Origin of the sequence: Hymenobacter nitidus, assembly GCF_020447315.1 — a bacterium.
Classification (GTDB): Bacteria; Bacteroidota; Bacteroidia; order Cytophagales; family Hymenobacteraceae; genus Hymenobacter; species Hymenobacter nitidus.
Genome location: NZ_JAJADQ010000006.1, coordinates 324,601 through 344,241, shown reverse-complemented (window position 1 = coordinate 344,241; position 19,641 = coordinate 324,601). Strand labels below are relative to the sequence as shown.

The following is a 19,641-nucleotide window of genomic DNA, read 5'->3' as shown; positions in this document are numbered from 1 at the left end:
ACGGGTGGCCGGTGTACTGCCAGGCGCCAATCGGCATGTCGGGTCCGAGGTGGCCGGGTCGTTCTGCCCGCGTTACGGCGCAGCTGGCCGCTGGATCAGGGCTTGCGCGGGAGTTTCTTCACAAAAGCCGCTACTGCCTGGTTGAACTCGGTCGGATTTTCGAGCAGGGCGTAATGCTTGCCCGGCACTACCACCACCTGCTGCTGCGGAAAGCGGAAAGTTTTGTAGTGCTCAGGGCCCACCAGATAATCTTCGCGACCCGAAATAACGAGCACAGGCATGCGCAGGCTGGCGGTGGCCGGCGTCATATCCTGCACGTAGGGCTGGATGGCCGGGCCCTGAAAGAGGGCGGTGCTGAAGTCGCGGTTGCTCGTCACGCCCTTCAGCACCCGGTTTACGCGCACGGGCGTAGAGTCGCTGGCAAACATGAACTTGTTCATCAGGCCTTGCTGGCCGAGCAGGCCCATGACCATGCCAAAGCGTTGGGGCAGCGGTGCGGCCGGGTCCAGCGGGGCGCGGCTGGCTTCGGACAGCAGCTGGTAGCCGTTGGTGGCCGTGCTTTCCATGGAAGCGGGCAAATTCAGAATACTGTTGACCAACACCAGGGCCTGGACCCGCTCGGGGTATTTGCTGGCATAGGCTGTGGCAATGATGCCGCCGAACGAGTGCGACATAAGCACCCACTTCTCTAGGTGCAGCTGCTGGCGCACGTCTTCCAGGTCCTGAACCAGCCGGTCGAGGGCGTAATTCTTGCCGGGGTCGGATGCCGAGCGCCCACTGCCGCGCTGGTCCAGGTAAATCATCTGGAAGTGTTGCTCCAACGTCTTGCCGGCCAGGGCTTCAATGGCGTAGCTGCCGGCCCCGGGCCCGCCGTGCACAAACACGCAGGGCAAGCCCTTGCCGGCCACGGCAGTGTACAGCTTCACCCCGTCGGAGGTCGTGATGCCTGAGGTACCATTGGCCAGCGGGGCAGTTTTGCGCTGGGCCGCAACAGGGGCCGCGCTACTGATGATGCATAGGAGCAAGCCCAGAAAACAGGCCACCCAGCGGAACTGAGAAAGAATGGATTGCATGGAATAGACGGCAATAGAGCAGTTGGTAGTCCGAATATAGAAATTCCGGCATACCCGCAGCGCCTCTTTTCCGGCCAGCAGCATTCTTTGGACTCGGATGCTCTAGCCCTGCGTTTTCCCCTTCAGGTCCCAGTGGCTCGACTTTACCGTAGTGCCGTCGGGCTCCCGCTTGATAGTGCGTACGTACCGCTCGCCGGCAATGGCGCCGTTGGGTTTGCGCCTGCCGATGAACAGCATCACCGGCTCGCCCTGGTCGTTGGTGACGAAGGTGATGTCGTGGCCTTTAAAGACGTCGTCAATGGTGGAGGAGGGCTCATACATCTTGCTGAGCTTCTGGTCCAGCTGGTGGTGCAGGGGCATAGCACGAGGGACTTGGTGGTAACGGACTCTACGGCGGCGGCGGCCCGCAGGGTCATTCAGCCCGGTGGGTACAAACGCAAAAAAGGCGGTCTGCGCGCTGCAGACCGCCTTTTTAATAGAAAACAGCTAGGCTGCTACCAGATTTTGGCCCGCTCGTTGGCGGCGCGTACCATCTTGGCGTTTTCCTTACAGCCGAAAGCCTCGTAGAACTGAGGCATGTTCATCAAGGGGCCGTTGGTGCGGTACTGAGCCGGGGAGTGCGGGTCGGTGAGCACCTGCTGACGCAGGTATTCGGGCCGGGCATTGGTCCGCCAGATCTGGGCCCAGCTCAGGAAGAAGCGCTGCTGGGGCGTGAAGCCGTCGTAGTTCGGACGTGGGTTCGAGCCGTACTTTTTCTCCAGCTGCTTTTCCAGGGCCGAGTAGGCCAGGGCCAGGCCCCCGAAGTCGGCCAGGTTTTCGCCCATCGTCAGCTTGCCGTTCACAAACACCGAATCCAGGGGCGAGAAGGCCGAATACTGGGCGCCTACCATGTCGGCGCGCTTGGTAAAGTTCTCGGCATCTTCCTTGGTCCACCAGTCGCGCAGGTTGCCTTCAGCATCCGACTGCCGGCCTTTGTCGTCGAAGCCGTGGGTAATTTCGTGGCCGATAACGGCGCCCATGCCACCGTAGTTCACGGCGTCATCGGCCTTGGGGTCGAAGAAGGGCGGCTGCATAATGCCGGCCGGGAATACGATTTCGTTCAAAGACGAATTGTAGTAGGCATTCACCGTGGGCGGGGTCATGCCCCACTCGCCGCGGTCAATGGGCTTGCCGAACTTCTTGGCGTCGTCCTTATACTCCCACTCGTGGGCGGCCAGCACGTTCTGCAGGTACGACTCGCGGGTGATATTCAGGGCCGAATAGTCTTTCCACTTATCGGGGTAGCCGATTTTCACGGTGAAGGCGTTGAGCTTCTTCAGGGCTTCGGTTTTGGTAGCGGCACTCATCCAGTCGAGCTGCTGAATGTGCTCGGCCATCGAGGCCTTGATGTTGCTCACCATTTCCATGGCCTTCTGTTTGGTTTCGGGCGTGAAAGCCTTGTCCACGTAGAGCTGGCCGAAGGCCTCGCCCAGCGTCGCGTCCGTGGAGCGCAGCATGCGCTTCCAGCGGGGCTGCTGCTGCTTGGCGCCGGTCAGCACCTGGTTGTAGCGGAACGATTCCTGCACGAAGGCCTGGGGCAAAGCCGACGACGAGCTGTTCACCAAATGCCAGCGCAGGTAGGTTTTCCAGTCGCCGAGGGGCTCCGACTTCAGGGCCGTGCTGGCTTCCTTCATAAAGTCAGGCTGGCCCACGATTACCTCCTTGGCGGCACCCAGACCGAGCTGCTGCAACAGGCTGGTTACGCCCAGGTTGGGGAACTGCTTGCTGGCCTCGGCCACACTCATCTTGTTGTAGTTGGCGTAGGGGTCGCGCAGAGCTACGCGGTCCTTCGAGGCTTTGGCGAGCCGCGTTTCCAGGCGCATCACCGTGTTGGCGTTCTTGGCGGCCGTGGCTTCGTTGTCGCCGAGCAGCTTGAAGGTGTTGGTCAGGTAGGTCAGGTAGGCGGTGCGCACCTGCTTGGAGCGTGCGTCTTCCTTGAGGTAGTAGTCCCGGTCGGGCATCGAGAGGCCGCCCTGCATCATGTACACGGCGTATTCCGTACTTTTCTTGCGGTCCTGGCCCACGCCCACGCCCAGCACCGAGCGGGTCTGCAGCATCTGCTGGCGCGCCAGCGCCGTTTGCAGGCCCTTCAGGTCCTTGATGGCGGCAATGCGGTTCAGCTCGGGCTTCAGCGGATTAATACCCGCTTTCTCAATAGCCATCGAGTCCATGGCCGAGGCGTAGAAGTCGCCAACCTTCTGCAGGTTGGTGCCCTTGGCGGCGGTGCGGTTGGCGGCGGCATCGTTCAGAATCTGCCGCATTACGGCTTCGTTCTGGTTGATGAGCGTGTTCCAGGAGCTCCAGCGCGACTCGGCGGCCGGAATCGGGTTGTTTTTCAGCCAGGTGCCCGAAGCGTACTGGAAGAAGTCGTCGCAGGCCGACACCGAAGGGTCGATGTTGGCTACGTCCAGCCCAACGCCTTTCACGACGGGCTGCTCGGCAGGAGCGGGAGTGGTAGCCGCGGCGGTGGGGGCTGTGGTAGCCGTAGTGGTGGCCGTGCTGCTGGCCGCGCAACCAGCCAGGGCAATGCCCGCGGCGGTGCTGAGGGTCAGCAGGATTTGATTTTTGTTTGTCATTATATGGGGTAAAAAGGAGCAGAAAAAGGATGGGTCCAGTCTTCCGACAAGCGGCGGCGCAGTCTGGTTCCGGCTGAGCGGATTGAGTGAGAGCGAAAGTGCGATGCTACCAGATGGTGGCCCGGTCATCGTCGGTGCGCACCATCTTCTGGCCGGGCTGGCAGCCGAAGGCCTGATAGAACTGGGGCATATTCATCAGCGGGCCGATGGTGCGGTACTGGTCGGGGGAGTGAGGGTCGGTCAGGATCTGCTGGCGCAGGGCCTCGGGCCGGATGTTGGAGCGCCGCAATTGGGCCCAGCTCAGGAAGAAGCGCTGCTCGGGCGTGAACCCGTCGATAAGGGGGCGCGGATTCGAGCCGTACTGCTTTTGCAGCTGCTTCTGCAGCGCCCCATACACCACGGTCAGGCCGGCAAAGTCGGCCAGATTTTCGCCCATCGTCAGCTTGCCGTTCACATGCACCGAGTCGAGGGGTGAGAAGGCGTCGTACTGGCGGCCGACGATGGCCGTGCGCTTGGTAAATTCGGCCGCGTCGGCGGGCGTCCACCAGTCGCGCAGGTTGCCGGCGGCATCGTACTGGCGGCCCTGGTCGTCGAAGCCGTGGGTGATTTCGTGACCCATTACCCCGCCAATGGCCCCGTAGTTTACCGCGTCGTCGGCATTGGGGTCGAAGAAGGGCGGTTGGAGGTAGCCGGCCGGAAACACGATTTCGTTCATCGGCGGGTTGTAGTAGGCATTGATGGTGGGCGGCGTCATGCCCCACTCATTCCGGTCGATGGGCCCGCCGTACTTCTTCACCTCCTGGCGGTAGTCCCACTCGCGGGCAGCTAGCAGGTTGCGCAGGTACGAGTCGCGGGTGATGTTCAGGGCCGAATAGTCCTTCCACTTATCCGGGTAGCCGATTTTCACCCGCAGGGCACTGAGCTTTTTCAGGGCCTCGGCCTTGGTGGGCTCACTCATCCAGGTGTTGCTCCGGATGTGGTCGGCCATGGAGGCTTTGATGTTGGTCACCATTTCCAGCGCCTTCTGCTTGGCCGCCGGCGAAAAGGCCTTATCCACGTAGAGCTGGCCAAAGGCTTCGCCCAGGGAGTTGTCGGTGGCGGCCAGCATGCGTTTCCAGCGGGTGAGGGGCTGCTTGGCGCCGGTCAGCACCTGGTTGTAGCGGAAGCTCTCGTTGACGAAAGCCGCGGGCAAAGCCGCCGCTACCGAGCGCACCAGTTGCCAGCGCAGGTAGGTTTTCAGGTCGCCGACGGGCTCGGTTTTGAGTACCCTATCTACTTCGGCCAGGAAATCGGGCTGGCCTACTACCACTTCCTTGGCCGCGCCCAGCTGCAGGCTGGTCAGCAGGCGCTGCGGGTTCAGGGTAGGGTAGCGCTTCTGCAGCTCCGCAACGGTCAGCTTGTTGTAGTTGCTTTGCGGGTCGCGCAGCGCCACGCGGGTACGGGAGGCTTTGGCCAGGCGCGTTTCAATCCGCTCAATGGTGGCCGCGTTTTTCTGGGCCGTAGCCTGGTCGTCGCCGAGCAGGGCCAGCATGTTGGTCAGGTATTTCCGGTAGGCCCCGCGGATGGTTTCGGTGCGGGCATCCTGCTTGAAGTAGTAGTCCCGGTCGGGCAGGGTAAGGCCGCCCTGGTTGATGCCCACGGTATACTGGGTCGACTTCTTTTCGTCCACATCCACGCCCGCCCGGAAAAAGGCGTCGGTCTGCAGCATCTTCTGGCGGGCAATTTCGTCCTGCACTCCCTTCAGGTCCTTGATGGCGGCAATGCGGCTCAGCTCGGGCTGCAGGGGCGTGAGGCCGGCTTTTTCAATGGCCACCGTATCCATGGCCGAGGCAAAGAAGTCGCCTACTTTCTGGGTATTCGAGCCCTTGGCCGCACTTTGGTTGGCCGCGGCCTCTTCCAGAATCTGGCGTAGCTGCAGCTGAATCCGGTCGTTGAGCAGGTTACGCGGCCCCCAGCGCGTGGCGTACGACGGCACAGGGTTGTTCTTGAGCCAGTTGCCGCCCGAAAACCGGTAGAAGTCCTCGCAGGGCGCCACCGACCGGTCGAGGTCGGCCACGTTGATGCTGCGGCCTTCGGAAACGACCGGCGCGGCTGTAGCGGCCGATGCCGTGAGGGTCGGCGTAGCGGCGGGGGCAGTAGCAGTAGCCGTGGCTTGCGGAGCCTGGCTGGTAGCGCAGCCCGCCAGGGCCAGGCTGGCCACGGTGAGGCAGGCGTGCAGGGTAGTTGGTTTGCTCATGCGGGCAAAAGACAAAGTAGGAGGTCTGCCAAAGACTAACTACCAATCGTTAGGCTGCATAAGCGCGCGTATCTTCGTGGCTTCTTCTTTCTAAGGCATGGCTTGCCACGCCCGCCGCTGCTATGAACGTCATTGATAAAGTTGCCTGGCTCCACCTGCACGAGGGGCGCCTGCTCAGCACCCGCAGCCGGGGCAAAGACCGGTACTACATTCCCGGCGGCAAGCGGGAAACCGGCGAAACCGACGCCCAAACCCTGCTGCGGGAAATCCGGGAGGAGCTGACCGTGACCCTGGATGCCGGCAGCCTGCACTATATAGATACGTTCGAAGCCCAGGCCCACGGACACACCGAAGGAATCTTGGTGCGCATGATCTGCTACGGGGCCCGCTATACCGGTACGCTGCAGCCCGCCGCCGAAATCGAGGAAGTAGTCTGGCTCACCTACGCTGACCGTGCCAGCGTGTCCCCCGTCGACCAGCTGATTTTCGACCGGCTGCACGGCGAAGGGACGTTGTTGTAGCGTTTGTTTGGGCTGGTAGCTGATTTCCAGGCAGCGCAGGCAACATTCTCCGGCTCAGGATAACAGACTACAACCGGCGGAAAATGAAGCACCTGGCGAAGCAATGCTTAGAGGAAGGCGGGAGCAGGTGACTTTTGTGCCTACTTTCGTGTTTATAGCCCATACCATAGTCTGTTACCATGAGCCAAGTCACCGAGTTTAATGAATACCGCCAGCGCATGAATGAGAAAATCATGGCGGCTGATAACAAAGTCATCAAGCGTTTTTTCAACCTCGATACCAACACCTACCAGGCCGGCGCCCTGGACGTCAAAACCAAGGAAATGCTGGGCCTGGCCTGCTCGATGGTACTGCGCTGCGACGACTGCATCAAGTACCACCTGGGCAAGTGCCACGAGGAGGGCATTAACGACGAGCAGATTTACGAGGTATTTGCTATTGCCAACCTGATTGGCGGCAGCATCGTGATTCCCCATTTCCGCCGGGCCGTGGAGTACTGGGAAATTCTGAAGGACGAGGCCACCACGCCTGCGCCCCTGCACCACCACGACGCCTAGCATGCCCCTGCACGTCGACGAAACCGAAGCCCAGTTTGAGGCCCGCTGGTGGGAGCTCATGAACGAGATGCGCGCCCGTTTTGGCAAAAAGCCTGATTTGAACGCTCTGCTCCTGCTTATTGGCGTGCAGGAGCTGGGGCAGGGCGCGGGGCCGTTTACCAAAGAGCAAAAGCAGGATCTGATGCACATTGCTACCTGCCGCCTCTTCAGCCTGTCGGGCCACTACGCCCTCGACCACGTGGACGAAGAAGGCTGGCCCCACTACACGCTGGTGCGACCGGTGCCGTTTGCCAACCTCAAGGAGCAGGAGCGCATGCTGAAGTGGCACATCCTGGAGTACTTCGAGGCCTTTATGAAAGAGGATCCGACGCTGGGTTCTGAGTAAGCTACTATTCCGCTGTGAGCGTGAACAGATATGTGTGTGGGCGGATACTGAGCCTGCTTTTGGTAAGCTACAGCCTGCAGGCCCAACCCTCCATCCTGGGGCGCGACCTGCCCGTGAGCCTGCAGGCGTACGCGGTGCCGCCCCCACCCGAACCGTTCTACATTCGCCGGGTAATTGAGGCGCAGCCTCGGCAGCGGGGGCTCGGCATTAGCAAGTTCGGCCTGTTTGCGCCCTACCGCATGCTGGTAGTAGCCCAGGGCGTGGGGCCCGAGCTGACCGCAGCATTAAGGGCCCGCCTGCCAGCCTCGGCGGCAGCCCAGCCGCTCGTGCTTCGCCTCACCAGCATCAACGCCTCCTCCCTTTTGGCGAATGGCAAGCTGAACACCGCTGGCGAGCTGGCGGCCGAATACTACGCGCAACGACCCGACAGCAGCTACTACCTGGTGGCCCGCACCTACGCAACCGACCAGCAGCAGGTAACGGCTACCACGCCCGAGCAGTCGGCCCCGCTGCTGCTGGCCGCCTTGCTGCAGCAAAGTCTGGAGCAGGTGAGCCGCGCCGACTGGACCCAGCCGGGCCCGGCTTACACCCTGGCCCAACTGCAGCAGCCCGGCACGGCGCCCTACCCGATCCGGACAGAGACGTGGCGCATGGGCATCTACCGCAGCTTCTTCGAGTTTCGGCACAACGAGCCGGGCCGGCCGGACAATGTGTCCGTGGATGCGCGGGCCTACCGCAACACCGAGTGGCAGGGCAAGCGGGCCGTCAACCCCTCGGTGCTGACGCCGGAGGGCAAACACGTGGCCCTGACCGACGCCTGGGGCTTCTGCGACGGGCGCCAGGTATACATTCAGTTTCAGGGGGAATACTACCTGCTGGAGCAGCGCGGGCCCAACTTCATGTTTTTCGCGCCCGATTTCAACAACACCTCCGGTGGGGTAATCAATGCCGGACCGCCGCGCAAGGCATTTTCCCTGGACATGCGCACCGGCCTGATCCTGGATTATCAGGGTACGGAAGGCGCAGCCACCAACCTGGCCCAGCGCCCCACCCACCTGATTGTGTACCGCCGCCGGCCCGGCCCCAGCCTCCCCGTGAGCATCGACAACGGGGCGGTCGGTCAGCTGGGTACCGACCAGTATCTGTCGATTCCGTGGCAGGCGGCGGGGCAGCCGGTGCACCTGTGCGTGGGAGAAGCCTGCCTCGAGGTAGTGCCGGACCCTAACGCGCCGACGTATCTGGAGCTGCGGCCGGAAGGCGGCGCCAAGCTGGTAGCCGTACCGGCCCGGCAGGGCGAAGAGCAGGTAAACAAGCTGGCGGACCGCTAACTCATTGTTTTTCTTTCTTCGGACTGATTCCGAAGGCTTACTTTTTGGCTGTGAAAATCATTACCTACAACGTCAATGGCTACCGCTCGGCCATGAGCAAAGGCTTGCTCGACTGGGTGCGGGAGGCCAACCCGGACGTGCTGTGCCTGCAGGAAATCAAGGCGGGTACGGCCCCGCTCGATGTGGCTGGGTTCGAAGCGCTGGGCTATCAGGCCTACCTTCACCCGGCCCAGAAACCCGGCTACAGCGGCGTGGCTACGTTCACCAAAATTGCGCCGCAGAACGTGGTGTACGGCTGCGGCACCGAGTGCTACGACCTGGAAGGGCGCGTGCTGCGCTTGGATTTTGCCGACTGCTCGGTACTGAACGTGTACATGCCCTCGGGCACGAGCAGTGAAGAGCGGCAGGCGTTTAAGGTCGAATGGCTGCACTTCTTCCGCCGCTACGTGCAGGAAATCAAGGCCAGCGCGCCGCCCCTGATTATCGGCGGTGACTACAACTGCTGTCAGACCGCCATTGACCTGCACAACCCCAAAGCCAACCAGAAAAGCCCCGGCTTCACGCCCGAGGAGCGCGCCTGGTTTGCCGATTTCCTGGCCGACGGCTTCACCGACTCGTTCCGCCACCACCACGGCGACGCCACCGGCCACTACTCCTGGTGGACCTTCCGCGCCGGCGCCCGGGCACGCAACGTGGGCTGGCGCCTCGACCACCTGCTGGTCGACCAGAGCCTGCAGCCCCGCATTGCCGATGCCGGCCTGCTCCCCGACGTAGTTCATTCTGACCACTGCCCGGCGTATGTGGAGTTAAGCTAAGCAGCTCGCCACTAAAACAAAGCCTCCCGACACTACGCGTTCAGCGAATAGCGCCGGGAGGCTTTTGCTAGTGCCGAACATAGTTGCGTTAGGCTAGCAAAGCTTCCGCCACCTTGCGGCCCGTGGCCATTGCCGCATTCAGCGAAGGGTAGCTGGTGTAGTCGCCGCAGCGGTAAAGATTTTCACCCACTTGCAGGGGCTGAAACGGAGGCTGACCACTGGCATACACCGGCAGGGCCTGCGGAATGTGGTAGGTGCGCAGATGCTGCCACTGCCGGGCGGCCGGGCCAAACCAGGCCGCCAGCTCTTCCCGCAGCCGCACCGTCAGGTTGGCGTCGCTCAGGGCCTGGGAGCCGTGGGCACTCACCGAAATCAGGGCGCGGCCGGCCGGGGCATAACCGGGTGCTACGTCGCTGGGGAAGGCCACATTGTGCACCAGGGAGCCGGGGGCTGCATTCAGGCGCAGCAGCTTATCGGCCTTGCCGGGCGAGGCATCGGCGGCGAAATAGGTGCAGGTGGTGCGGCGCCAGGCCGTCGGGATGGGCAGGCTGGAGGTCGGCAGCAGCCGGGCGGCGGCTTCCCCATTCACAGCTACCACGACAGCCGCCGCTTGCAGCGTTTCGCCCCCAACCAGCTGAACGGTGTGGCCCTGCACAGCTTCCACTTTGGTGTTGAGCCGCACGCTGCCCGCGGGCAGGCGGGCGGCCAGCTGCTCCGGAATCTGCTGCATGCCCAGAGCCGGAATGGCCGCCTCCCCTTCCACGAACTGCTTGAACACGAACTCGAAGAAGTTGCTGGCCGTGCTCAGGCCGCGGTCCAGGAACACGCCGCCGAAAAAGGGCCGGAAGAAAGAGTCAATGATTTGCTCGCTCCAGCCGTGCTGCCGCAGGTAGGTGAGCGTATCCGACGACGGCAAACGCAGCAGTTCCTCGCTGCTACTGCTGCTCACGCGCTTGGCCAGGGCCGCAATGCGCAGCTTGTCCGTCAGCGTGCCGATAGGCGAAGTGAGGGCGGAAAAGGCGGCCAGCGGCTGATCCAGCGGGTTCACCAGGGTTGTCTGCCGGCCATCGGCCAGCCGGATAACCGCGCCGGAGCGGAACGCCTGTAGCTGCAGCGCGCCGTAGTCCATCAGGCGCTGCACTTCCGGATAGCGCGTTTGGAGCACCTGAAAGCCCCGGTCGAGGCGGAAGCCCTCGGGTGTGACGTCGGTGCGCACGCGGCCCCCCACGGCGTCAGCGGCTTCGAGAACCAGCACGGGGCGGCCGGCGCGGTGCAGGTAGTTGGCACAGGTGAGGCCCGCCATACCGGCCCCGATAATGATGATGGGAGTAGCTGAAGAAAGGCTCATAGGTTTCTCAACTGCCAGAGTTGGCGGAAGGTTGGTATCAAACTATCAGGACGCCGCCCGTTTAGCGGCTACCCACTAGAAATCAATCACATGCAACACAGGTCAACTTAAAACAGCGGCTTGCGCGGCTTCATCACCTTGCGGGTTTTCATGGTGTAGAACTCCGCTATGCCGTTGCGGGCAAAGCTCACGCGCCAGACGCCCATGGCGTCGCCGAGCCGGTAGCCAGTGGCCTGGTCCTGCGGATACTGCTTTTTGATCAGGGCGTAGTCGGCGGCGGCAATGTCCTTGCCGACTTCACCGTGACAGCGCAGGCACTGCGCATCACTGAGCAGGATAGGCCGCTGATACACAAATACATCGGCCGTGGGTCGCTTAATCAGGCGGGCCGTATCAGGCTGCAGCTCGGCGTCGGGCAGCACGGCTTGGTTTTGCGCGTTGCGGGGCCGGGCGGAAAGGCGGCGGGGCGTGGCCAGCAGCGTGCGGGCCAGGGTGTCGGTGGTGGCGTAGGCTTCGGGGCGGCAGTAGGGCAAGGCCGCCGCTACCCCGCCCGCCCGCAGCTGCAGGGCCAGCAGGCGGTGCAGCTCCCGGTCGGCCTGCCCGGTGAGCGAGTCGCCGGCCCAGCGCGTGGTCCGCAGAAAGTCGGCGGGCAGAATGCGCTTCACGGCCATATTTTCCAGGGTGGTGGCAATCTGCTTGCCGTTCTCAATGTGCTCAATCTGGTCGGGGCGGCACCCCGCAAGCAGGCTAAGGCAGAGAAACCCGGAGGCCAGAAAGTGAAAAGCAGCGCGCATAGCAACAGGAAAACACGAAAAACAAACGAGCCGGCAGCTACCGGATTTGGTAGTGCAAACAACGCAAAGAATCAGAAGTTGAGCGTCAGCGTGTCAGCAGATACTCGCGCAAGGCCTCGTAGCGCGGTTCCAGGGCAATACTACGCTTAGGCTGGCGCATCAGTTCGTGCAGGGCGGGCGGCACGGCAATGGCCTGCCCAATCAGCGGCTCCACGACTTCTGGAAACTTCACCGGATGGGCCGTTTCCAGAAACAGTCCGTGCTGGCCGGGCCGGGTGTGCAGGTACGCTTCCAGGGTGTGAAAGGCCACCGCGCCGTGCGGGTCGAGCAGGTAGCCCGTCTGCTGGTGCACCCGCCGAATGGTGGCGCTGGTTTCAGCGTCCGTAACGGTGCCGCCGCTAATCAGGCCGCTGATGGTGGCGTGGTTCTGGGCAAACAGCTCCAGAATACGCCCGAAGTTGCTGGGGTTGCCCACGTCCATGGCGTTGGAAAGCGTGGCCACGGCCGGGCGAGCGGCAAAGTCGCCGGTGCGCAGGTAGCGGGCCACAGCGTCGTTGGCGTTGCAGGCGGCAATAAAGTGGGACACCGGCAAGCCTGAGGCGTAGGCCAGCAGCCCGGCGCAGAGGTTGCCGAAGTTGCCGCTGGGCACGGCCACCACCGGCGGCTCGGGGTGCGGCCACTGCTGGCTGGCGTAGAGGTAATACAGCTGCTGGGGTAGCCAGCGCGCCACATTAATGGAGTTGGCCGACGTCAGGGTGAGGTGGCTGGTAACGGCGGCATCGGTAAAAGCCTGCTTCACCAGCTGCTGGCAGTCGTCGAAGTTGCCCTGCACTTCCAGGGCCGTAATGTTCTGGCCCAGGGCCGTGAGCTGCTGCTCCTGCACCGGGCTGACTTTGCCCGCCGGGTACAGAATCACGACCTCCACGCCTTCCACCCCCAAAAAGCCGTTGGCCACGGCCCCGCCGGTGTCGCCGGAAGTAGCCACCAGCACCGTAACGGCCCGGGTTTGCTGGCGCGAAAAGTAGCCCAGGCAGCGGCTCATGAACCGCGCCCCAACATCCTTGAATGCCAGCGTGGGTCCGTGAAACAGCTCCAGCGCGGCAATCTGCTCGGTAACGGACACCACGGGAAATGAGAAATCTACAGTTTCGGCGCAGATGCGGGCCAGCTCCGCGGCTGGTATTGTGGTGCCCACGTAGGGCTGCATTACCTGCAGGGCCAGCTCGGCTTTGGGCAGGGTGCGCAGGCTTTGCAGCAGCTGGGGCGAGAAGCGCGGAATGGTTTCAGGGAAGTACAGGCCGCCGTCGGGGGCCTGGCCGGCCAGGGTGGCAGCCCGAAAATCGACGCTCGGCGCCTGGCGGTTGAGGCTATAGTACTGCATTGGGAAGAAGCTGCTGGGACGGAACTACCTGCACCCCAACGGGGCTGATGCGGGTGACGTAGGTGTGAAAGTCGATGCCGAGGCGGCGGTAAATCTGCTGCATGGCCTGGGCCACGGCCTGGGCGGTTTGCTCGGTGCGGCTCAGCATGAAAATGGATGGTCCCGAGCCGGAAATGCCCCCGCCCAGGGCCCCGGCCAGTCGGCTGTGTTCTTTCACCTCGGCAAAGCCCGGAATCAGGATGCTGCGCACGGGCTCGATGATGACGTCTTCCAGAGACCGGCCAATCAGGTCGTAGTCGCCTTTGAGCAGGCCGGCCACCAGCCCGCCCACGTTGCCCCACTGCCGGATGGCATCCTTGAGCAGTACCTCCTTCTTGAGAATCTGGCGGGCGTCGGAGGTCTTGATTTCAATCTGAGGGTGCACCACCGTCACGTGCAGCTCGGGGGCGGGCAGGGTCACGATGTCGGGCGTGGGCTCGGTGGCCCGAATCAGGGTGACGCCGCCGTAGATGGCCGGCGCGATGTTGTCGGCGTGCTGCACCCCCGAGGCCACTTCCTCCCCGAACATGGCGAAGCGCACCAGGTCCTGCTTGCTGAACACGTTGCCCAGCAGCTCGTTGGCCCCCACGACGGCGCCAGCGGCGCTGGCCGCGCTGCTACCGATGCCGCTGCCGGGCTTGATGTTTTTCTGAATCCGGACCTCGATGCCGGTGCCAGCCGGGGCCTCGCGCAGCAAAGCCAGCAAAGCCGCGCCGGCCACATTGCGGGTCGGCTCGGTGGACAGGTTGTAGTCGTCCTCGTTGAGGATAGTGACGCCGGGCGTATCGGTCAGGCGCAGGTGCATTGTGTCGGAGGGCGTGGCCAGGGCAAAGCCCAGCACGTCGAAGCCGCAGACGACATTGGCGACAGTAGCGGGAGCCAGAACAGTGATGGAAGCAGGCATAGAAAGCAGTTGAACAGCTGAAAATTAACCCCGCGCCGCGCGGATGATGTCGGCAAACACGCCCGAGGCCGTGACTTCCGCTCCCGCCCCGGCTCCCTTGATGACCAACGGCTGCTCGGAATACCGGTTGGTATAAAACAGCACCGCGTTGTCCTTGCCCTGTAGGGCGTAAAAGTCGTGGCCGGGCGCTATGGACTGCAAACCCACGCTGGCTTTGCCGTCGGCGTAGCGGGCCACGAACTTGAGCTTTTTGCCCTGGGCCGCGGCGGCTTCGTACAGGCCCTGGAAGTGGTCTTCGTGCACGGCCAGCTGCTCGTAGAAGTCTTCCACGCTACCTTCCATGCACGAGGCGGGCAAAAACGACACGTTGTGAATCTGTTCCATTTCCAGCGTCTCGCCCGTTTCGCGGGCCAGGATCAGGATTTTGCGGGCCACGTCGGTGCCGCTCAGGTCGAGGCGCGGGTCGGGCTCGGTGTAGCCCTCGGCCTGGGCCTGGCGTACCACCTCGGCAAAGGGCCGCTTGCCGTCGTAGTGGTTGAAGACGAAGTTGAGTGTGCCCGACAGCACGGCCTCGATGCGGTTTACCACGTCGCCGCTGCGCAGCAGGTCGTTCAGCGTGCCAATGACGGGCAGGCCGGCACCCACGTTGGTTTCGAACAAAAAATCGGTGTTGAACTCCTGGGCCAATGACTTGAGCCGGGCATAGTTCACGTACTCCGAGGCGCAGGCAATCTTGTTGCAAGCCACCACGGCCACGCTTTTCTCCAGCAAAGCGCCGTACACCTGGGCCACGTCGGCGCTGGCCGTCACGTCCACAAACACGGCGTTGCGCAGGTTGCGGGCATGAATGGCCTCAACCAGTGTGGGCAGGTGCAGCGGCTCGCCCTGCTCCAGGGCCAGTTTCCACTCGCCGGGCTCCAGGCCGTGCTCGTGCAGGGTAAACCGGCTGCTGTTGGCCACGCCCACCACCCGCACGTTCAGCCTGAGCTTTTCCTGCAGGTAGGCCTGCTGCCGGGCCAGCTGTTCCAGCAGCTTGCTGCCCACGTTGCCCACGCCCACCACAAACAGGTTTATCTGCTTGCTGGTGGCCTCAAAAAACGTTTCGTGCAGCACGTTGATGGCCTTTTTCACGTCCTGAGCCCGAATGACCGTGGAAATATTCTTCTCCGACGAGCCTTGGGCAATAGCCCGGATGTTCACGCCATTGGTGCCCAGCGCCCCAAACAGCCGGCCGCTGATGCCGGAGTGGTTTTTCATGTTTTCGCCCACCAATGCCACAATAGCCAGGTCGGTTTCCAGGTGCAGGGGCTCGACTTTGCCCACGGCTATTTCGTAGGCAAATTCCTCGTCCACCGAGCGTTGGGCCGTTGCCGCGTCGCGGGCGTTGATGCCCACGCTGATGGAGTGTTCCGAGGAGCTTTGGGTGATGAGAATCACGTTGATTTTCTCCCGGGCCAGGGCTTCAAACAGGCGCTTGGAAAAGCCCGGGATGCCCACCATGCCGCTGCCTTCCAGGCTCAGCAAAGCCAGCTGCCCGATGCTCGACAGGCCGCGCACGATGTGGTGGCTGGCCGGCGGCGCTACCTCAACCAGCGTGCCGTGGTCGGTGGGCGCGAAGGTATTCTTGATCCAGAGCGGGATGCCCTGGCTCATCACCGGCTGAATGGTAGGCGGGTACAACACCTTGGCCCCGAAGTGCGACAGTTCCATGGCCTCCTGGTAGGAGATGCGCGGAATCGGCCGGGCGTGGGGTACCAGGCGGGGGTCAGCCGTCATCATGCCGCTCACGTCGGTCCAGATTTCCAGGCGCCCGGCGCCCAGAGCCCCGGCAAAGATGGCGGCGGTGTAGTCGGAGCCGCCCCGGCCCAGCGTGGTAGTAGCGCCCTGGGCATCGGCGGCCACAAACCCCGGCACGAGGTACAGCGCCTCGGGCTGTCCGGCCACAAAATCGGTGATGAGCTGCTTGGTAACGGCAAAGTCGACGGCGGCAAAGCCGTGCTGGGAATTGGTGCGGATGAGCTGGCGGCTGTCGTGCCACTGGTGCGGCACCTGCCGGGCCCGCAGGCTGGCGGCTACCAGCTGCGAGGAAAGCAGTTCACCAAAGCTCATGACCCGGTCGAGGGTGCGCACGCTCAGCTCGCCAAGCAGAAATACGCCGTTGCAGATGCCTTCCAGCTCGTTGCAGTGCGTTTTCACCAAACTCAGCACGCTGCTCTGGCTGGTTACCGGCACCAGCTCCCGGGCGGCTTCCATGTGGCGGCTTTCGATGTGGTGCAGGCGCTGCCGGTAGGTCTCGTTGCCGGCAGCGGCCAGGCGGCCGGCCTCAATCAGGGCGTCGGTAATCCCGCTCAGGGCCGATACAACCACTAGGGTGGTTTCCTGCTGGGCCGCGGCCGTTACGATGGCGAGGACCTTGGTGATGTTGGCGGCGTTGGCGACGGACGTACCGCCGAATTTTAGAACCTGCATACCGTTTGGCGTAAAAAAGAACACACGAAAAAGCCCGGGCGTAGAGGAATCCCCTGGGGATTTCCTCGGCTCGGGCTGCGACTCACAAAAGAAACTAGAGAGAAAGAGGTAGGTGCAGCCCGGTTACCGGGTTGTTGTGACCATACCTGTACCCGTTAGAATAACGGGCAGAGCGCGGAAAAAAGCAGCTGTAGCAGTTGGCTGAAGCATTGGGCGCGTTGAATATTGAGCCCAAAGTAGCGAATAATCTGACCCGTCCAACTTCAGGCTCAGATTTTTACCGGATTTTGATTTTCTGCTGCGGTTATCCGGAGCCGGGCGAGGCAGGCGAAAACAAGCCGCAACGCCCCCGCACTATATTCTATTCGCCACACGGAACGCGGGGCCGGGTTCATCGTGTTTGTTTCCTTACCTTTGCAGTTGCAAATACAATTCCCTGAAGGCAAGATGCTAGATAAACTGGAGGCCATTCGCCAGCGCTACGAAGACGTAAACGAGCAGCTGATGCAGCCCGAGGCCATGAGCGACATGAAGCGCTACAAGACCTTGAATAAAGAGTACAAGGACCTCGGCAAAATCGTGACCGAGTACCGGAATTATCAGCAGGTGCTGTCCAACATCGAGGGGGCCCGCGAAGTTATTGCCACCGAGAAAGACGAGGACTTCCGCCAGATGGCCAAAGACGAGCTCGAAACGCTGCTGCCCGAGCAGGAGCGCCTCGAAGCCATCATCAAAGACCTGCTGATTCCTAAAGACCCCAACGACAGCAAGGACGTTATCATGGAAATCCGGGCCGGGGCCGGGGGCGACGAGGCCGCCATCTTCGCCGGCGACCTGCAGCGCATGTACATGCGCTTCGCCGAGCGCCAGGGCTGGAAAATGGAACTCGTGGACGCCACCGAAGGCACTTCGGGCGGTTACAAGGAAATTATCCTGGCCGTGAAAGGCGAGGACGTATACGCCAAGCTCAAGTTTGAAAGCGGCGTGCACCGCGTGCAGCGCGTGCCGGCCACCGAAACCCAGGGCCGCATTCACACCTCGGTGGCTTCCATCGTAGTGATGCCCGAGGCCGAAGAGCTGGACGTGCAGATCGACATGAACGACGTGCGCAAGGACCTGTTTATGTCGTCGGGCCCCGGTGGCCAGTCGGTAAACACCACGTACTCGGCCGTGCGTCTCACCCACCTGCCCACCGGCCTCGTGGCCCAGTGCCAGGACCAGAAGTCGCAGCTCAAAAACTTCGACAAGGCCCTGCAGGTGCTTCGCTCCCGCATCTACGAAATTGAGCTGGCCAAGAAGAACGAAGCCGAAGGCGCAACCCGCAAGAGCATGATTGGCGGCGGCGACCGGTCGGACAAAATCCGGACCTACAACTACCCCCAGGGCCGCGTAACCGACCACCGCATTGGCTACACGGTGTATAACCTGGCCAGCGTGATGGAAGGCAACATCGACGACTTCGTGGAGCAGCTGCGCATCGCCGAAAGCGCTGAGCGCCTGCAGGAAGGCGTGGCGTAGCCGCAACGCACTAAGCTGCTCTATAATCCGTTTGTCATCCTGAGCATTGCGCAGGACCTTGCCACGCCAGAACACCCCGTTCCATTGGCATAAGGTTCTGCTCAATGTTCAGGATGACCCGTTTGTACCCTGACCTCTATTCCTGCTATGCGCTTTCTGCTACCCTGTTTGCTAGTGTTGTCGTGCCTGCTGACCGTGCTGCCGGGCTGTGAGCCCAAGGAAGACGTGTTTACCACCGACCCCGGTGCCAAGCTCGAATTCTCGACCGATACGGTGCTCTTCGACACGGTATTTGCCCAGGTAGCCACGGTTACGAAGCGCCTGTGGGTGTATAACCGCAACAGCCGGGCCGTGAAGGTGGAGCAGATCCGGGTGCTGAATCCGGCCGTGTCGGAGTATTCTATTATCGTGAACGGCGACGCCGGCCCGATTGCCAACAACGTCGAAATCAGGGGTAAAGACAGCGTATTGGTGCTGGTGCGGGCCAAGCTGGGCCCCGGCACGGCCCAGCCCGAAGGCAAGCCGTTTCTGAATGCCGATCAGCTCCAGTTCAAAACCAATGGCAACGACCAGCAGGTGCAGCTGGTGGCCTACGGGCAGAATGCGTATTTCCACCGCGGGGTGCTCAGCTGCGCCGAGGTGTGGCGCGCCGACAAGCCCCACGTGCTGCCCGGCTCGGTGCTGGTGCCCGTGGGCTGCGTGCTGACCATCGAGGCCGGGGCCCGGGTGTATGTTCACGCCGGCGCGGCCATCATTGTGAAAGGCACTTTGCGCGTGAATCCGGACTTTGCGCCGACCACGGCGCTCAAGCCCGATGACCGCAACATCGTGCGCTTTGCCGGCGACCGGCTCGAATCGTTCTACAACGACGTGCCGGGCCAGTGGGCCGGTATTCAGTTCGACCCCGGCAGCAGCCGCAACAGCGTAGTGCGCTACGCCGAAATCAAGAATTCGAGCTTTGGCCTGCTGGTGTACAACCCTGAAAACCAGCAGCCCCGCCCCCGGGTAACGGTAGAAAACACGGTATTCCGGAACATTTCCGGAGCGGGTCTCACCTTCGCCAGCGGTGGGCAGAGCTTCGACGGCGCGGGCATTCTGGGCATTGCCGGCGAATTTAACCTGACCAACTGCTTGTTTACCAACTGCGGCGAGTACGCCATTCTGGGCCTGGCTGGGGGAACTTACAACCTGAATTTCTGCACCATTGCCAACTTCACGCCCCAGTTCCGGCGCGAAACCGAGTCGGTGGCTTTCACCAATGAGGGCGTAACCCAGGCCACGCCGGGGCCGCTGCTTACCCGTATCAGCATCCGCAACTCTATCGTCTGGGGCTCGGTGGCCGATGAGCTGCTCTTCAAAAACAGTAATGCCTACGCCGACTTCACGCTGGAAAACAACGTGTTGCGCACCCAGGTCTACAAAACAGCCTTGGCGGGCAGCACGGGCGCCATCCGGGGCAACCTGCTCAACGTGGACCCCAAGTTCAAGCGTCCCGCCGGGCAGTTTGCCGATAAGTTCGACTACAGCCTCGATACGCTTTCGGCGGTGCGCAATACGGCCAAGCCTTTCGGAGGCGTGACCAATGACCTGCTCAACCGCCCGCGCGACCCGGCCACGCCCGACCCGGGTGCCTACGAGCGTAAAAACCCCTAGCCCGC

16 protein-coding genes are annotated in these 19,641 nt (G+C 62.5%); 7 read left to right on the top strand and 9 right to left on the bottom strand.

Annotation, left to right across the window (positions count from 1 at the left end):
* Window positions 1-95: 95 nt before the first annotated feature.
* From LGH70_RS13620 to LGH70_RS13605, 4 genes are all read right to left on the bottom strand, one after another.
* The gene (locus LGH70_RS13620; RefSeq protein WP_226186551.1) at window positions 96-1,073 is read right to left on the bottom strand and encodes an alpha/beta fold hydrolase; all 978 of its coding nucleotides are present in this window, start codon (window positions 1,071-1,073) and stop codon (window positions 96-98) included.
* 102 nt (window positions 1,074-1,175) lie between these two features.
* Window positions 1,176-1,433, bottom strand: coding sequence for a hypothetical protein (locus LGH70_RS13615; protein ID WP_226186549.1), 258 nt, complete (start codon window positions 1,431-1,433; stop codon window positions 1,176-1,178).
* A 134-nt stretch (window positions 1,434-1,567) separates the two neighbouring features.
* Window positions 1,568-3,688, bottom strand: a complete 2,121-nt coding sequence (locus LGH70_RS13610) for a M13 family metallopeptidase (protein WP_226186548.1) — start codon at window positions 3,686-3,688, stop codon at window positions 1,568-1,570.
* A 106-nt stretch (window positions 3,689-3,794) separates the two neighbouring features.
* Window positions 3,795-5,924: a M13 family metallopeptidase gene (locus LGH70_RS13605; RefSeq protein ID WP_226186546.1), complete on the bottom strand. Its 2,130-nt coding sequence runs from the start codon at window positions 5,922-5,924 to the stop codon at window positions 3,795-3,797.
* Between the two features lie 122 nt (window positions 5,925-6,046).
* Here LGH70_RS13605 and LGH70_RS13600 point away from each other — a divergent pair, with 122 nt between their 5' ends.
* The 5 genes from LGH70_RS13600 (at window position 6,047) to LGH70_RS13580 (ending at window position 9,530) form a co-directional block, all read left to right on the top strand.
* A complete protein-coding gene (locus LGH70_RS13600) occupies window positions 6,047-6,445 on the top strand; it encodes an NUDIX hydrolase (protein ID WP_226186544.1) in 399 nt (132 codons plus the stop codon).
* A gap of 179 nt (window positions 6,446-6,624) precedes the next feature.
* Entirely contained in the window at window positions 6,625-7,002 is a 378-nt protein-coding gene (locus tag LGH70_RS13595) for a carboxymuconolactone decarboxylase family protein (protein ID WP_226186541.1), read from the top strand.
* 1 nt (window position 7,003) lies between these two features.
* Window positions 7,004-7,387, top strand: a complete 384-nt coding sequence (locus LGH70_RS13590; protein WP_226186538.1) for a hypothetical protein — start codon at window positions 7,004-7,006, stop codon at window positions 7,385-7,387.
* Window positions 7,388-7,446: 59 nt separating this feature from the next.
* Entirely contained in the window at window positions 7,447-8,715 is a 1,269-nt protein-coding gene (locus LGH70_RS13585; protein ID WP_226186535.1) for a hypothetical protein, read from the top strand.
* A 50-nt stretch (window positions 8,716-8,765) separates the two neighbouring features.
* On the top strand, window positions 8,766-9,530 hold the full coding sequence (locus LGH70_RS13580; RefSeq protein ID WP_226186533.1) for an exodeoxyribonuclease III: 765 nt from the start codon (window positions 8,766-8,768) through the stop codon (window positions 9,528-9,530).
* Window positions 9,531-9,618: 88 nt separating this feature from the next.
* Here the strand turns inward: LGH70_RS13580 and LGH70_RS13575 are convergent, their stop codons facing one another.
* The 5 genes from LGH70_RS13575 to thrA all read right to left on the bottom strand — a co-directional run bounded on the left by LGH70_RS13575 (window position 9,619) and on the right by thrA (window position 16,465).
* Window positions 9,619-10,878, bottom strand: a complete 1,260-nt coding sequence (locus tag LGH70_RS13575) for an NAD(P)/FAD-dependent oxidoreductase (protein WP_226186531.1) — start codon at window positions 10,876-10,878, stop codon at window positions 9,619-9,621.
* A 107-nt stretch (window positions 10,879-10,985) separates the two neighbouring features.
* Window positions 10,986-11,672, bottom strand: a complete 687-nt coding sequence (locus LGH70_RS13570) for a c-type heme family protein (RefSeq protein ID WP_226186529.1) — start codon at window positions 11,670-11,672, stop codon at window positions 10,986-10,988.
* An 85-nt stretch (window positions 11,673-11,757) separates the two neighbouring features.
* Window positions 11,758-13,053 (bottom strand): threonine synthase, encoded by a 1,296-nt coding sequence (gene thrC / locus LGH70_RS13565; protein ID WP_226186527.1) that lies wholly within the window; start codon window positions 13,051-13,053, stop codon window positions 11,758-11,760.
* Window positions 13,040-13,996: a homoserine kinase gene (locus LGH70_RS13560; RefSeq protein WP_226186525.1), complete on the bottom strand. Its 957-nt coding sequence runs from the start codon at window positions 13,994-13,996 to the stop codon at window positions 13,040-13,042. Before LGH70_RS13560 ends, thrC begins: the two co-directional genes overlap by 14 nt.
* 24 nt (window positions 13,997-14,020) lie before the next feature.
* A complete protein-coding gene (thrA, locus tag LGH70_RS13555) occupies window positions 14,021-16,465 on the bottom strand; it encodes a bifunctional aspartate kinase/homoserine dehydrogenase I (RefSeq protein WP_226186522.1) in 2,445 nt (814 codons plus the stop codon).
* Window positions 16,466-16,912: 447 nt separating this feature from the next.
* Here thrA and prfA point away from each other — a divergent pair, with 447 nt between their 5' ends.
* Together prfA and LGH70_RS13545 are read left to right on the top strand one after the other, a co-directional pair.
* Window positions 16,913-17,983, top strand: a complete 1,071-nt coding sequence (prfA, locus tag LGH70_RS13550; protein WP_226186519.1) for a peptide chain release factor 1 — start codon at window positions 16,913-16,915, stop codon at window positions 17,981-17,983.
* Between the two features lie 147 nt (window positions 17,984-18,130).
* Window positions 18,131-19,636, top strand: a complete 1,506-nt coding sequence (locus LGH70_RS13545; protein WP_226186516.1) for a right-handed parallel beta-helix repeat-containing protein — start codon at window positions 18,131-18,133, stop codon at window positions 19,634-19,636.
* Window positions 19,637-19,641: the final 5 nt, after the last annotated feature.

Coding starts and splice junctions, on each gene's coding strand:
- thrC (WP_226186527.1), bottom strand. CDS start 13,053: ATGCAGTACTATAGCCTCAACCGCCAGGCGCCGAGCGTCGATTTTCGG.
- LGH70_RS13595 (WP_226186541.1), top strand. CDS start 6,625: ATGAGCCAAGTCACCGAGTTTAATGAATACCGCCAGCGCATGAATGAG.
- thrA (WP_226186522.1), bottom strand. CDS start 16,465: ATGCAGGTTCTAAAATTCGGCGGTACGTCCGTCGCCAACGCCGCCAAC.
- LGH70_RS13620 (WP_226186551.1), bottom strand. CDS start 1,073: ATGCAATCCATTCTTTCTCAGTTCCGCTGGGTGGCCTGTTTTCTGGGC.
- LGH70_RS13570 (WP_226186529.1), bottom strand. CDS start 11,672: ATGCGCGCTGCTTTTCACTTTCTGGCCTCCGGGTTTCTCTGCCTTAGC.
- LGH70_RS13615 (WP_226186549.1), bottom strand. CDS start 1,433: ATGCCCCTGCACCACCAGCTGGACCAGAAGCTCAGCAAGATGTATGAG.
- LGH70_RS13545 (WP_226186516.1), top strand. CDS start 18,131: ATGCGCTTTCTGCTACCCTGTTTGCTAGTGTTGTCGTGCCTGCTGACC.
- LGH70_RS13605 (WP_226186546.1), bottom strand. CDS start 5,924: ATGAGCAAACCAACTACCCTGCACGCCTGCCTCACCGTGGCCAGCCTG.
- LGH70_RS13560 (WP_226186525.1), bottom strand. CDS start 13,996: ATGCCTGCTTCCATCACTGTTCTGGCTCCCGCTACTGTCGCCAATGTC.
- LGH70_RS13590 (WP_226186538.1), top strand. CDS start 7,004: ATGCCCCTGCACGTCGACGAAACCGAAGCCCAGTTTGAGGCCCGCTGG.
- prfA (WP_226186519.1), top strand. CDS start 16,913: ATGCTAGATAAACTGGAGGCCATTCGCCAGCGCTACGAAGACGTAAAC.
- LGH70_RS13575 (WP_226186531.1), bottom strand. CDS start 10,878: ATGAGCCTTTCTTCAGCTACTCCCATCATCATTATCGGGGCCGGTATG.
- LGH70_RS13610 (WP_226186548.1), bottom strand. CDS start 3,688: ATGACAAACAAAAATCAAATCCTGCTGACCCTCAGCACCGCCGCGGGC.
- LGH70_RS13600 (WP_226186544.1), top strand. CDS start 6,047: ATGAACGTCATTGATAAAGTTGCCTGGCTCCACCTGCACGAGGGGCGC.